We start from the raw sequence: 13,406 nt of genomic DNA, 5'->3' as shown, positions 1-13,406 counted from the left end.
TTGAATTTATCGGCCGGCTGTGGAAAGGCTCTGCGCCAAATACGTGCCGGCACAATCGGCCAATCCGAAATCACTGAGGAAGTGCAATGACGAAGTGGGTGTATGGGTTCGGCGACGGCAAGGCCGAAGGCGAACAGGGCATGAAGAACCTGCTGGGCGGCAAGGGCGCCAACCTGGCGGAGATGTCGAATCTGGGCTTGCCGGTGCCGCCCGGCTTCACCGTCACCACCGAAGTCTGCACCTATTACTACGCCAATGACCGCAGCTACCCACCGGAGCTGCGGACCCAAGTCGAAGCGGCCCTGGCCGAGATCGGCCGCATCACCGGCAAGGCTTTCGGCGATGCCAGGAACCCGCTGCTGGTCTCGGTGCGCTCGGGTGCGCGCGCCTCGATGCCGGGCATGATGGATACCGTGCTCAATCTCGGCCTCAACGACACCACGGTCGCTGCGGTAGCTGCCGCCTCCAACAATGAGCGCTTCGCCTGGGACTCCTACCGGCGCTTCATCACCATGTTCTCCGATGTGGTTCTCGGCGTCGACCACGGCCATTTCGAGGAGATCCTCGACACCTACAAGGAACGCAAGGGCTATGTGCTCGACACCGACCTCCAGGCGGCCGACTGGAAGACGCTGGTCGGCCAGTACAAAGCCCTGGTGCTCGAAGAGCTCGGCAAGCCCTTCCCGGAGGATCCGCAGGAGCAGCTCTGGGGCGCGATCGGCGCCGTGTTCGCCTCCTGGATGAACGCCCGCGCCATCACCTATCGCTCGCTGCACGCCATCCCCGCCGAATGGGGCACGGCCGTCAATGTACAGGCCATGGTGTTCGGCAATCGCGGCGATACCTCTGCCACCGGCGTCGCCTTCACCCGCAACCCCTCCACCGGGGAGCACGCGCTCTATGGCGAGTTCCTGATCAACGCGCAGGGCGAGGACGTGGTGGCCGGCATCCGCACGCCGCAGCCGATCTCCAAGGCGGCGGCCCAGGCCGGCGCCTCGACGAAGCCCTCGATGGAAGAGGCGATGCCATCAGCCTTCGCCGAATTCGTCGGCATCACCAAGGTGCTGGAGAAGCACTACCGCGACATGCAGGACATCGAGTTCACGGTCGAGGACAACAAGCTGTGGATGCTGCAGACGCGCTCGGGCAAGCGCACGGCCAAGGCCTCGCTGCGCATCGCGGTCGAGATGGCCAAGGAAGGCCTGATCAGCGAGGAAGAAGCGGTCGGCCGCATCGATCCCGGCGCCCTCGACCAGCTCCTCCACCCCACCATCGATCCCAAGGCCGAGCGCGTCGAGATCGCCCGCGGCCTGCCGGCCTCCCCCGGCGCCGCTTCGGGCGAGATCGTCTTCACCTCCGAGGAGGCCGAAGCCGGCAAGGCAGCCGGCAAGACCGTCATCCTGGTGCGCCAGGAAACCAGCCCGGAGGACATCAAGGGCATGCTGGCCGCCTCGGGCATCCTCACCCGCCTCGGCGGCATGACCTCGCACGCCGCCGTGGTGGCGCGCGGCTGGGGCAAGCCCTGCGTCTCCGGCGCGGGCAGCATCCGCGTCGACACCGCCGCCGGCACGCTGCTGGCCGGCGGCAAGACCTACAAGAAGGGCGACGTCATCACCATCGACGGCTCGACCGGACAGGTGCTGGCCGGCAAGATCGCCATGGTGCAGCCTGAGCTCTCCGGCGAGTTCGCCGAGCTGATGACCTGGGCCGACGGTGTCCGGCGCATGAAGGTGCGCACCAATGCCGAGACCCCGGCCGATGCCCGCCAGGCCCGCAGTTTCGGGGCCGAAGGCATCGGCCTGTGCCGTACCGAACACATGTTCTTCGACGAGGGCCGCATCGTCGCCATGCGCGAGATGATCCTGTCCGACGACGAGAAGGGCCGGCGCGCGGCTCTTGCCAAGCTCCTGCCGATGCAGCGCGAGGATTTCCGCCAGCTCTTCGAGATCATGTCGGGCCTGCCGGTCACCATCCGCCTGCTCGACCCGCCGCTGCACGAGTTCCTGCCCCATTCGGAGGAGGAAATCGCCGAAGTCGCGACCGCGATGGGAGCCTCGGCCGCCAAGCTCAGGGCCCGCGCCCAGGAATTGCACGAGTTCAACCCGATGCTCGGCTTCCGCGGCTGCCGCCTGGCGATCGCCTTCCCGGAGATCGCCGAGATGCAGGCGCGCGCCATCTTCGAGGCGGCGGTGGAGGCCGCTGCTTCCACCGGCCAGCCGGTGACACCCGAGATCATGGTGCCGCTGGTGGCGACGCGTGCCGAGCTCGACCTCGTCAAGGCCCGCATCGATGCCATGGCGCAGGCGGTGGAAAAGGAGAAGGGCGTCAAGCTGGTCTATCAGGTCGGCACGATGATCGAGCTGCCGCGCGCCGCCATTCGCGCCGGCGAGATCGCCGAGAGCGCCGAATTCTTCTCCTTCGGCACCAACGACCTCACCCAGACCACCATCGGCATCTCGCGTGACGACGCTGCCTCCTTCCTCGGCACCTATGTGCAGAAGGGCATCTTCGCTACCGACCCCTTCGTCTCGATCGACCAGGAAGGCGTTGGCGCGCTGGTGGAGATCGGCGTCGAGCGTGGCCGCAGGCAGCGGGCCAATCTCAAGCTCGGCATTTGCGGCGAGCATGGCGGCGACCCGGCTTCGATCGCTTTTTGCGAGCGCAGCGGGCTCGACTACGTCTCCTGCTCGCCCTTCCGCGTGCCGATCGCCAGGCTGGCCGCCGCACAGGCCGCACTCGAGGCTAAAAAGTAGGCCCGGACCTCGAATGCGGTTCACTTAGGCGTCTTCGAGTTCGCACGACCTTTGTGATAGCCGGGTCAAGCCCGACTATCACAATCGACTTCCGAACATCTCATTCCGGTGCCGTAACCATGCCCTGGCCGATATCGACCTCGGGGACATCAGCGGCGAACACGGTCCTGCGGGCGCTGGCGAGAATGCGGGCGCCGACGCTGGCGGCGCTGCCGCTGACGCCCTTCTGCTCGAGCGCCTGCCACCACAAGGCAGCCACGCCCGAGACATGCGGGCAGGCCATGCTGGTGCCGCTGATGGTGTGAAGGCCGCCACCTGGCCAGGCCGAGGTGATGTCGACCCCGGGCGCCGCCACCGCGGCCAGCATGTTGGAAAAGGCCGCCACCTTGTAGGTGTCGGCGTCCCGCCCGATCGCAGCCACCGCAATCACGCCATCGGCCGCAGCCGGCAGGGATGCGGCGATGCGATAAGGTATCGCCGCGGCCCGCTTGCTCTCATTGCCCGCCGCCGCCACCACCAGCGGCGAGGTGCCGAGGGCGCCATGGGCCTTGAGCATCGCCATGATAGTGTCGAGCATGCGCAGATTGCTGCGATAGCCCACCAATGCCATCGAGGTGGCCGGCTCGATATCCCAGCCCTCCGAAATCAGGCGCTTCACCAGCCCCGGGAAATCGAAGCCGAGCGACATCGAGACGATGTCGGCCTTCTCCGTCAACGCCCATTGCAGGGCTTCGAAGATCATGCCGGAATCACCCTTGCCGTCATCGCGGAGCACCTTGCCGATCAGGGCCTTGCCGACACCGCGCGCGATGCCGATACGCCGGCCGCCGACGTCGCGGCCGAAAATGGTGCCGGCGCAATGGGTGCCATGGCCCTTGACGTCGCCATTGCCGATGCCGGTGAAATCCTTCTCCACCAGCGCCACGCCGGCAAAGGCCGGGTGGGCCGCATCGATGCCGGTATCGAGCACGGCAACCGTGACCCCGGCGCCGCTAAACGGGCTGGTATCGGCGCCGACGGCCGCAATCCCCCAGCTTGCGCCAGCCTCGGCCGCCGCCGGCGCAGGGCTGTCGAGGGGTTCTATCAGCGCCGTCGGCATGTTCTCGGCATAGGAGGTGTCGGGATCGGCCTCCAGCTCGCGCAGGGCATGGTCCGGCAGGTTCTCAACCGTGATTTCCGGCGGCTTGGGCTCGAGCCTCTCCAGCCCCATCCGACCGGGCGGAGCCGCCTTGGGTCGACGCAGAATGACATAGGATCTCATGACCTCCCCCTGCCTGCCGTCGTGCCGAACGTTCCGCCTGTTGTCATGCAATGGCGGGCGTTATCGCGCCGTGACAACGACATACGGGGCTGTGGGCTGTTCTTCGGGATGCTTTGCCCCCGCCGGCCGCGTGGATATAAGGACATGATGGCCGGCTCATCGCCGGCGCGACAAAGGGGGCCTTGCATGTCGGGATTGGCACGAATTCTTGCGATCCTTGCCGTTATCGTGGTGGTCGTCGGCCTGGTGGTCAGCGGCGGCATCAACACCATTCCGACCGACGAGGAGAAGGCCAAGGCTGCCTGGAGCGAGGTGCAGAACCAGTATCAGCGCCGCGCCGACCTGGTGCCCAACCTGGTGGAAACCGTGAAGGGCTATGCCAAGCAGGAAGAAAAGGTCCTGACCGAGGTGGTCGAAGCCCGCGCCAAGGCAACCAGCGTGAAGATCGACGCCAGCACCATCACCGATCCCGAGAAATTCAAGCAGTTCCAGGAAGCCCAACAGGGCCTGTCCGGCGCTCTCGGCCGCCTGATCGCCTTGCGGGAAGCCTATCCGGACTTGAAGTCGAACCAGAACTTCCTGTCGCTGCAGTCGCAGCTCGAAGGCACCGAGAACCGCATCGCCGTGGCGCGCAAGGACTATATCGAGGCGGTCCGGGTCTTCAACACAGACCTGCGCACCTTCCCGCAGAGCATCTACAAGGCGATCTTCTACAGCGGCACCAAGCCGATGGAGACCTTCAGCGCGGCACCGGAGAACCAGGCGGCCCCGAAGGTCAACTTCAACTGAGGCCGGGATCGGCATGAGCGATCGCGCGTTCTTCGTTGTGCCGGTCGTCAGACCGGCATGCGTTGCAGGACAAGCCGGTCTCGCTCCATCTCTCGGTGGAGCCGAGAAGATCGGCACATCGCTGCTTGCTGCGCTCGCCTTGCTGCTTTTCTTCCTCTCCTCCGCCTTCGCGATCGACTTTCCCGCACTGACGGATCGCGTGGTCGACCAGGCAGGCATCATTCCGGCCGGCGAACGCACCAGCCTCGACCAGTCCCTGAAGGCTCTGGAGGACAAATCGAGCGACCAGCTCGTCGTCGTCACCCTTAAGAGCCTGGAAGGCCTGGAGATCGCCGATTACGGCTATCAGCTCGGCCGTCATTGGGGCATCGGCCAAGGCAAGCTCAGCAATGGCGTGCTGCTGATCGTCGCCCCCAACGAGCGCAAGGTACGCATCGAAGTCGGCTACGGGCTGGAAGGCACCCTGACCGACGCACTCTCCAGCGTGGTGATCCAGCAGGCGATCCTGCCCAAATTCAAGGCTGGGGACATGCCAGCCGGCATCAAGGCCGGTGTCGCCGCCATCGAGGACGTGCTGCTCAACAATGAGAGCGAATGGAAGCAGCGCGCCAAGGATGGCGCCCGCAGCGACGAGGGTTTCGACCCGCAGACCGTCTTCGTGATTCTCTTCATCCTGTTCTTCATCTTCGTGATCGCCTCGGGCTGGATCGATTCCTCGCGCGGCGGCCCGCGAGGACCGGGCGCCAGGCGGCGCGGCTCCGGTCCCGTCTTCATCCCGACCTCGTCGGGCTGGGGTGGTGGCTCGAGCTGGGGCGGTGGGGGAGGATCGTCCGGCGGCGGCTTTTCCGGCGGAGGCGGCTCCTTCGGCGGCGGCGGTTCGAGTGGGAGCTGGTGAGATGACCCGGGTGCTGACGCAGGACGATCATCGGCACATCGCAGCGGCCATCACCGCGGCGGAAGCGGGCACGTCCGGCGAGATCTATTGCGTCGTCAGCCATGCCGTGGCGAGCTATCGCTGGATCCCGGTAACCCTGGGCGCGGTGGCCGTCCTGCTTACCCCCGTGCTGATCGGCCTGCTGGCGCCCGGGCTGCTGCACGCCTCACTGTTCGGCGCGGACTGGAGCAGCGGCAATTTCAGCCAGGCCGACATGGCGTCCTCCCTCAGAAGGGGATTGCTCACCCTCAGCCTGATCCAGATCGCCGTTTTTGCGGTGGTGACGGCCCTGAGTTGGCCACAGCGTGTGCGGCTCTGGTTCGCACCGCCGCCCATGCGCCGGCACAAGGTGATGCTTGCAGCCCGCAGCCAGTTCCTGGCCCAGGGCCTGCAGCAGACAGCCGATCGCACCGGCCTTCTGCTGTTCATCGCCATGGCCGAGCGGCAGGCCGTGCTCATCGCCGATGATGGTATCGACGCCAAGGTCGAGCAGCAGGTCTGGGACGACACCATCGCCGGCCTGACCGAGGCTGCTGCGGCCGGGCGTCTCGCCGAGGGCCTGGTCACCGCCATCGGCCAATGCGGAAACCTGCTGGCGCAGCATTTTCCGCCCGAGAGCCAACCGCGGAACCAGTTGCCGAACCGCGTGGTGGAGCTATAGGGCGCTACGCGCCCGTCAGCGCCTCATCGAAGCGGCGCCAGCTGTCGGTGAGGTCGAGCACGGCGCGGCTGGCGCGAGCCTCGTCCATCTTGATGGCGGTCAGGCCCGCCGCGAGCGCGTCCACCACCGAGACCGGCAGCGGCGCGCCGTCGATCAGATGCTTGCCGATATCGGCGGCCATCTGCTCGTCGGCGCCGTAATGAGCGGAAAGCTCGGTCACCTCATAGCTCTTGTCGATCAGTTTCTGCGAGGTGCGCGCATCGTGCACCCGGAAGTAGTTGCGCACGAAATCGCCTTCCGCCATGCCCTTGGAGCCGATCACGCAGAAACGCCGGAACTGGTCGGGCACGTTGATATTGGTGTGGAAATTGAGGGCAACGCCGTTCTCGAACTCAACGATCGCCACCTGGAAATCGATGATGTCGGCATCGGAATCGAACACCTTGTCCGTGCTCAGCCAGCCGCTCGGCTTGCGGTGATAGACCTCCATGTCGTTGATGCCGACGGCCGTGGGGGCATTGCCTGGCAGGAAGGTGCGGCGGCCGCCGAAGCTCGCCACCCGGACCGGACGCGAGCCGACCAGGCCCTGGTAGAGATCGATGTCGTGGCAGCATTTTTCCAGCATGAAGCCGCCGGAATAATGCTGGTAGCGCCGCCAGTCGCGCATGAAGAAGGCGCCGTGATAGGGTGCCAGATGCTCGGACGCCTCGATCGAGACGATGTCGCCCAGGATCCCCTCGTCCCGCATGCGGGTGAGATCGCGGTAGAGCGAGGCATAGCGCAGCACCAGGCCGACCATCACGCTGTCGGTGCCATGGATGCGCAGGAGTTCAAGCAGCTTGAAGGTGTCCTCCTGCGAGGTCACCACCGGCTTTTCGGCAAAGACTTTCACGCCATGCTCGAGCCCCGCCTGGATATGGCCGAGATGCATCGCATTGGGCGAGCCGACCATCAGGAGGTCGAGCTTTTCGGCGGTGAGCAAAGCCTCGGGGCTGTCATGGACGCGTCCCGCCTCGATGCCATGCTCCTTCATGTAGCCGAGGCCCGCCGGCGCCGGGTCGACATAGCCGACCACGGTGAAGCCCGGCACCATCAGGCTGAAGATGCGGGCGAGATAGCCCATGCGATAGCCGAGCCCGATAATGCCGACCTTCATCGTTTCCGCTCCATGACTGTTCAGACAATTCCTACAGGGCTTCCGCGGACGATTGAACACATCCTCGGTGGCATGAACGGTTCGCCCACAGCCTGGAGGTAGCTCATTTCACCGCCCCGGCCGTGAGGCCCTGGATGAAGTTTCGCTGGAAGATCAGATAGACCACGATGATCGGCGCCACGATGATCACCGCGCCCGCCGTCAGGGTCGGGATGTCGACGATATATTTGCCCTGGAAGAACAGCATGCCGATCGGCAGCGTGCGCACGGCATCGTTGTTGACCAGGATCAACGGGATCAGGAATTCGTTCCAGGTCCAGATGAACAGGAAAAGTGCGAGCGTCGACATCGCCGGCTTCATCAAGGGCAGGATGACATGGCGCAGCACCTGCAATCGCGTCGCGCCGTCGATCACCGCGGCGTCGACGAGCTCGGTCGGCAATTGCCGCATGGTGCTCGCCATGAACAGGGTCGCGAAAGGGATCGACATGCCGATCTGCGGCAGGATCAGCGCCCAATAGGTATTGAGCAAGCCGAGCCAGTGGAACTCGTAGAACAAGGGAATGATGAAGGCCTCGGTCGGCACCATCATGCCGATCGTCAGCATCACGAAGAGCGTGCGCTTGAGCGGCAATGTGAGGAAGGCGAAGGCAAAGCCCGAGAGAATGCCGAGCATGACGGCAATGGCGACCACGGGCACCACCACCAGCACGGAATTGAGGAAATAGGTGCCAAAATGCCCGTCCACCCAGGCCCTCACGAAATTCTCGAAATGCGGCTGCTGGGGCAGGACGAAAGCGCCGGCCAGAAGGTCCTTCTGGCTTTTGAGCGAAGTCAGCAGCAGCAGCGCAAAGGGCGAGACCGTCAGCAGGGCAAATAGCCAGAGCAAGGCCCGTAGCGGCAGCATGGAGGCGGCGCGGCGTGGTGAGGCGGCCATCAGCGATCCCCTCCCCGCTCTGGCATGAAGCGATGGATGACGGCATTCACCACAAAGATCAGAATCGCCCCGATCACCGCCACCGCCGAGGCATAGCCGTAGCGCCCGAGATCGAAACCGAGCTGATACATGTAGAGGTTGGGCACCAGGGTTGCATTGGCGGGGCCGCCACGCGTCATGGTGAAGACGAGATCGAAGCTCTTGATCGAGGCGATCACCGTCAGGAGCAGCACGATGCGCATTTCCGGCAGCAGCGAAGGCACGCTTATGTGGCGGAAGGATTGGATCGGCGTGGCGCCGTCGACCTTGGCGGCATCGTAGAGCGAGGGCTCGATACGCGCGAGGCCCGCCATGAAGATGGCCATGCAGAACCCTGCATAATACCAGGTGGCGACGAAGCCGACGGCCGGCAGGGCAAAGGTGAAGCTGCCGAGCCAGGGCAGAGCAAGCGATTTGAGGCCGATCGCCTTCAGGACCTGGTTGAGCGGTCCGAAGGCGGGATTGTAGAGCCAGCGCCAGATGATGCCGAGTACGGCCGTGGGCATCACATAAGGCATGAAATAGAGCGTGCGGAGAACGAGTTGCTCACTGCTTCGGATCGAAGTGACGATGGCCGCCATCACCAGGCCCAGCAGCAAAGGCAAGGCCACGTAGAAGACCAGCAGCAGGAGATTGTTCTTGAGCGCGATGGTGAACACCGGGTCGGAAAACAGCGCAATATAGTTTTCCAAGCCGACGAAACGTGGCGCGCTGATACCGTCCCAGGCCGTAAAACCAAGGACGATGGAGCTGAGGATCGGCACCAGAACGAAGGCGCCATAGATCAAGAGCGACGGCAGCACATAGAGAAGATTGCGGTATTTGGAGGCATCGAGCATGAGGCTGTCTCGGATCCGATCCTAAGATGGACGAGAAGCCTTCTCCCCTTGCGGGAGAAGGTGCCCCGAAGGGGCGGATGAGGGGAGATACGCAACCTTTGGAAAGTACGCTTTTGCACCCCTCATCCGACCTCGCTTCGCGAGGCCAATGCGTGAAGATGCCTTCCGTTCCCTATTTCTTCAGGCTCGCAATATAGCCCTGATAGTCCTTGTCGACCGCAGCGACGAACACTTCGGGTGTATCCTCCTTGGCAATCACCCGAGTCAGGCCATCGGAGAGCGTCTTCAGCATGGTAGGGCTAGCCCAATCCGGATAATGGCCGAGGGCATTGGCGGCGTTGACCGTGTTCCACACCTTGATGGTCTCGCCGAGCAGGGCCGGGATCTGCACCTTGTCGGGTTTCTCCAGCGCCGCGACAGGCAGGTAGCCCGCCGCCGCCCAGGCCGCCGCGGCATCGTCGGACAGGAGATAGTTGATATAGTCGCCGGCAAGATCCTGCGTCGCCTTGTCCTTGGCGAGCGCCGTGATGGCCCAGGCAAGCTCCACCCCGCCGACCACCAGCGGGTCCTTCACGCCGGCCGCGGGCGGCAGCGCCATGAAATGGATGTCGGGATTGGCCTGCATGTCGCCCAAACGCCAGGTCCCGGTGACCTGGAAGGCGCCCTGCCCGCCCACGAAGAGCTGCACGGCATCGTCATCGGCAATGCCCTGATAGCCATCGTTGAAGGCGCCGCCATTGGCCCAATCCTGGATCTGCTTGGCAGCGGCGATATAGCTCGGCGTATTCCAGCTGCCGCCCCGGCCATAGACGAGGTCATCGAGCCCCTTGCGATCGGCAGCGCCGATCATGGCCTGCGACAAGGCAGCGTACATATGGAGCGACATGTGGCCCTTGGTCAGGCCGATGGTGAAGGGCACGGCCCCCTTGGCCTTCAAGGTCTCGACGTCCTTGGCCAGTTCGTCCAGCGTGGCCGGTGGCTTGTCGATACCGGCCTCCTTCAGCACCTTGGCGTTGTAATAGAGGCCCACCAACTCGCCGAGGGCCGAAATGCCATAGGTCGGGCCGGTGCCGAACTCACCCTTCTCGGACCAGCGGTCGCGCGCCAGCACGCTGTCCGACTGTTTCTTGTCCCAGCCATATTTCTTGATGTAGTCATCGATAGGCAGCAGCAGCTTCTGCTTGACCATGGCGCCCATCTCCTGGGCGCCTTGATTGGCCTTGGTTACCGCGGGCCCCTCGCCCGTGGAGAGCGTCAGTTTCAGGGTCATGGCGAGATCATCGAAGGTTCGCGCCGTGCGGGCGATCTTCACACCCGGATGCGCCGCCTCGAACTTGGCGTTGATATCGGTGATGACCTTGGCCTGGGAAGGCAGCGCATTGTCGTCCCAGACCGTCAGAGTCTGCGCACCGGCGCCCTGAATGGTGCCTCCCCACCACAGGGCGGCAACTGCCAGCGGCGGCAGAAGCCGGCGCAATAGAGCATTGGTTCTCAAAGAAGACGTCCCAGTCCGCAACATCGGTGGTCCCCCTCTGCGTTGCGCTATGCTGGACGCTGGTCGCCTGTCCGAATTGGATGTACGAACGGCCGCGCCCCATTCTTGGTTGGCGCTACCATCACGGGGAAGCAGGCCGTTGGCAAGTTGCAATTGCATATTGGTAAGACGATAGTGGCTGAATGGCCGGCCAGGAGCCTCTTCCCATACCTCCCCTCCCCGCCGGTTCCGCACGGAGTTCCTCCTTGGCCGACACCGCCGTCATCCGCCCCGCCACCGAGGCCGACCGCCCCGCCCTTTTTGAAATCTGCCTGCGCACGGCCGACAACGGCTCCGATGCCGGCCATCTCTATTCCGAGCCGCACCTGCCGGGCTTCATTTGGGCCGTACCCTACCAGGCCCTGGCACCCGATTTCGCCTTCGTCCTCGACGCCGGTAGCAGAGCCGTGGGCTATGTCGTGGCCGCGCCAGACACCACCGCCTTCGCCGACCGACTGGACAGCGAATGGTGGCCGCAGGTGCGCCTCGAGGTTGCTGACCTGACGCCCAGCAAGGCCAGTGACGAACGAGCCCTGTCGCTGATCCGCCGCCCCGAGCGGAAGGATCCTGCCATGATCGCCGACTATCCGGCCCATCTCCACATCAATCTGCTGCCGCCGTTCCAAAGCAGCGGCTGGGGCCGCCGCCTGGTCGAGACCGAACTCGCGGCTCTCAGAGCCAAAGGCGTGCCGGGCCTGCATCTCGGCGTCAGCGCCGGCAACGCCAAGGTGATCGGCTTCTACGAGAAACTGGGTTTTCGGGAGATCGCACGACCGGCAAGCATCTATATGGGCATGCGGCTATAGGGGCGCTGGCGGGCAAAAGGTCCATCCTGCCGGTGTCCGTCGCCTGCTGCGCTGACGTAACGTCTTTCCGACTTCCCATCAGGCCTCTTCCGTTTTACCAACTGGTAGTTCCGCTGGGTGGCAGTTCAATTCGGGAAGACATCATGCCGGCACCGCATTCCGACGCTTTCGTTCTCTTCGGCGCCACGGGTGATCTCGCCTTCAAGCAGATCTTTCCTGCCCTCTACGCCATGGTCCGGCGCAACGCCCTCTCCGTCCCGGTGATCGGCGTCGCCTTCGATCCCTGGGACGTGGAGAAGCTGCGCGCCCGGGCCCGCGAGAGCGCGGTGAAGGCCTATGGCGATGCCTTCGACGAGAGCGTATTCGCCCGGTTTTCCGATCTTCTCGGCTATGTCAGCGGCGATTACCGCAGCCCCGAGACTTTCGCCAAGCTGAAGGCGGCCCTAGGCCAGGCCAGCCGCCCCCTGCACTATCTGGCAATCCCGCCGAGCCTGTTCGAAACGGTGGCTGAGGGCCTGCAGCAATCGGGCTGTGCCGCCAATGCCAGGCTGATGGTGGAAAAGCCCTTCGGGCATGACGAGGCCTCCGCCAAGGAACTCAACGCCGTCCTGCATCGCTTCTTCGACGAGAGCGCCATCTTCCGCATCGACCACTATGTCGGCAAGGAAGCCATCCAGAACCTGCTCTATTTCCGCTTCGCCAACGCCTTCCTCGAGCCGGTCTGGAACCGCAATTTCGTCGAGAGCATCCAGATCACCATGGCCGAGAACTTCGGCGTGCAGGGCCGCGGCAAGTTCTATGACGAGGTCGGCACCATCAGAGACGTGATCCAGAACCATCTCGTCAACGTGCTGATCCTGCTCGCCATGGAGCCGCCGGCCGGCCGGCTCGAGGACGATCTGATCGAGGAGAAGGTCAAGATCTTCAAGGCGATCCGCACGCTGACGCCGCAGGACGTGGTGCGCGGCCAGTTCGTCGGCTATCGCGACGAGCCCGGCGTGGCACCGAATTCCACCGTGGAGACCTTCGCGGCGGTGAGGATGTTCGTCGACAGCTGGCGCTGGGCCGACGTGCCTTTCTATATCCGCGCCGGCAAGAACCTGCCGGTGCGCTGCACGGAGGTGGTGGTCCGCTTCAGGAAGCCGCCGCACGACGTGTTCGCCGAACGGTTGCAAGGGCCCTCCAACGAGCTTCGCTTCCGCATCAATCCGCAGATCACCATCGGACTCGGCTCGCGTATCAAGGCGCCCGGCGAGAACCTAGTGGGCGAGCCGGTCGAACTCGTCGCCGTCGATGACGGCACCGGTGACCTCGCCCCCTATGAGCGACTGATCGGCGACGCCATGGAGGGCGACAACGCCCTGTTCACCCGGCAGGATGCCGCCGAAATCGCCTGGCGCATCTTCGATCCCGTCATCGGCAATATCGTGCCCGTTACCCCCTACCAACCCGGTACCTGGGGCCCGTTGACCATGGCCGGCTTCGAACCGCCCTTCGGCTGGGTCGACCCGACGGTGTAAGGACCCGTCCATGAAGGGCGGCGCTGAGCTTTGTCATGCCCGGGCTTGACCCGGGCATCCACTGCAATGCCCTACGCAATGGCGAGAAAAGAGCTGGATTGCCGGGTCAAGCCCACGGCTGTCCGGTTTAGATTTAGTGGACAAGGCGCACGGTGTTGATTCTACTCGTGTTCAGGA

11 protein-coding genes are annotated in these 13,406 nt (G+C 64.4%); 6 read left to right on the top strand and 5 right to left on the bottom strand.

Features of this window, described 5'->3' with window-relative positions; all coding sequences use genetic code 11:
• Positions 1-86 precede the first annotated feature (86 nt).
• A complete protein-coding gene (gene ppdK / locus ABXS05_RS34565) occupies positions 87-2,753 on the top strand; it encodes a pyruvate, phosphate dikinase (RefSeq protein ID WP_367627057.1) in 2,667 nt (888 codons plus the stop codon).
• Positions 2,754-2,853: 100 nt separating this feature from the next.
• Here ppdK and ABXS05_RS34560 read toward each other — a convergent pair whose 3' ends face one another.
• Positions 2,854-4,014 carry a S8 family peptidase gene (locus tag ABXS05_RS34560; protein ID WP_367627056.1) on the bottom strand — a complete coding sequence of 387 codons (1,161 nt, stop codon included), beginning with the start codon at positions 4,012-4,014 and terminating at the stop codon, positions 2,854-2,856.
• Positions 4,015-4,200: 186 nt separating this feature from the next.
• Between ABXS05_RS34560 and ABXS05_RS34555 the strand changes: the two genes are divergently transcribed.
• Genes ABXS05_RS34555 through ABXS05_RS34545 form a run of 3 tightly spaced genes read left to right on the top strand, consistent with a single transcriptional unit; the run spans position 4,201 to position 6,398 of the window.
• On the top strand, positions 4,201-4,803 hold the full coding sequence (locus tag ABXS05_RS34555; protein ID WP_209431827.1) for a LemA family protein: 603 nt from the start codon (positions 4,201-4,203) through the stop codon (positions 4,801-4,803).
• A gap of 13 nt (positions 4,804-4,816) precedes the next feature.
• Positions 4,817-5,698, top strand: coding sequence for a TPM domain-containing protein (locus tag ABXS05_RS34550; RefSeq protein WP_367627055.1), 882 nt, complete (start codon positions 4,817-4,819; stop codon positions 5,696-5,698).
• A 1-nt stretch (position 5,699) separates the two neighbouring features.
• The gene (locus ABXS05_RS34545) at positions 5,700-6,398 is read left to right on the top strand and encodes a TPM domain-containing protein (protein WP_367627054.1); all 699 of its coding nucleotides are present in this window, start codon (positions 5,700-5,702) and stop codon (positions 6,396-6,398) included.
• A 4-nt stretch (positions 6,399-6,402) separates the two neighbouring features.
• Here the strand turns inward: ABXS05_RS34545 and ABXS05_RS34540 are convergent, their stop codons facing one another.
• The 4 genes from ABXS05_RS34540 to ABXS05_RS34525 all read right to left on the bottom strand — a co-directional run bounded on the left by ABXS05_RS34540 (position 6,403) and on the right by ABXS05_RS34525 (position 10,888).
• On the bottom strand, positions 6,403-7,554 hold the full coding sequence (locus tag ABXS05_RS34540; RefSeq protein ID WP_367627053.1) for a Gfo/Idh/MocA family protein: 1,152 nt from the start codon (positions 7,552-7,554) through the stop codon (positions 6,403-6,405).
• Positions 7,555-7,657: 103 nt separating this feature from the next.
• Positions 7,658-8,491, bottom strand: a complete 834-nt coding sequence (locus ABXS05_RS34535; protein WP_367627052.1) for a carbohydrate ABC transporter permease — start codon at positions 8,489-8,491, stop codon at positions 7,658-7,660.
• On the bottom strand, positions 8,491-9,369 hold the full coding sequence (locus tag ABXS05_RS34530) for a carbohydrate ABC transporter permease (RefSeq protein WP_311943209.1): 879 nt from the start codon (positions 9,367-9,369) through the stop codon (positions 8,491-8,493). Before ABXS05_RS34530 ends, ABXS05_RS34535 begins: the two co-directional genes overlap by 1 nt.
• A gap of 172 nt (positions 9,370-9,541) precedes the next feature.
• Positions 9,542-10,888, bottom strand: coding sequence for an extracellular solute-binding protein (locus tag ABXS05_RS34525; RefSeq protein ID WP_394311794.1), 1,347 nt, complete (start codon positions 10,886-10,888; stop codon positions 9,542-9,544).
• Between the two features lie 221 nt (positions 10,889-11,109).
• Here ABXS05_RS34525 and ABXS05_RS34520 point away from each other — a divergent pair, with 221 nt between their 5' ends.
• Both ABXS05_RS34520 and zwf read left to right on the top strand, forming a co-directional pair.
• Positions 11,110-11,709, top strand: a complete 600-nt coding sequence (locus ABXS05_RS34520; RefSeq protein ID WP_367627050.1) for a GNAT family N-acetyltransferase — start codon at positions 11,110-11,112, stop codon at positions 11,707-11,709.
• A gap of 143 nt (positions 11,710-11,852) precedes the next feature.
• Positions 11,853-13,229: a glucose-6-phosphate dehydrogenase gene (gene zwf / locus ABXS05_RS34515; RefSeq protein ID WP_367627049.1), complete on the top strand. Its 1,377-nt coding sequence runs from the start codon at positions 11,853-11,855 to the stop codon at positions 13,227-13,229.
• Positions 13,230-13,406 lie beyond the last annotated feature (177 nt).

The sequence above is a fragment of the Labrys neptuniae genome (assembly GCF_040797145.1).
GTDB lineage: Bacteria > Pseudomonadota > Alphaproteobacteria > Rhizobiales > Labraceae > Labrys > Labrys neptuniae.
Note: the sequence above shows the minus strand (reverse complement) of the source record. Positions and strands in the feature narration are given on the sequence as shown.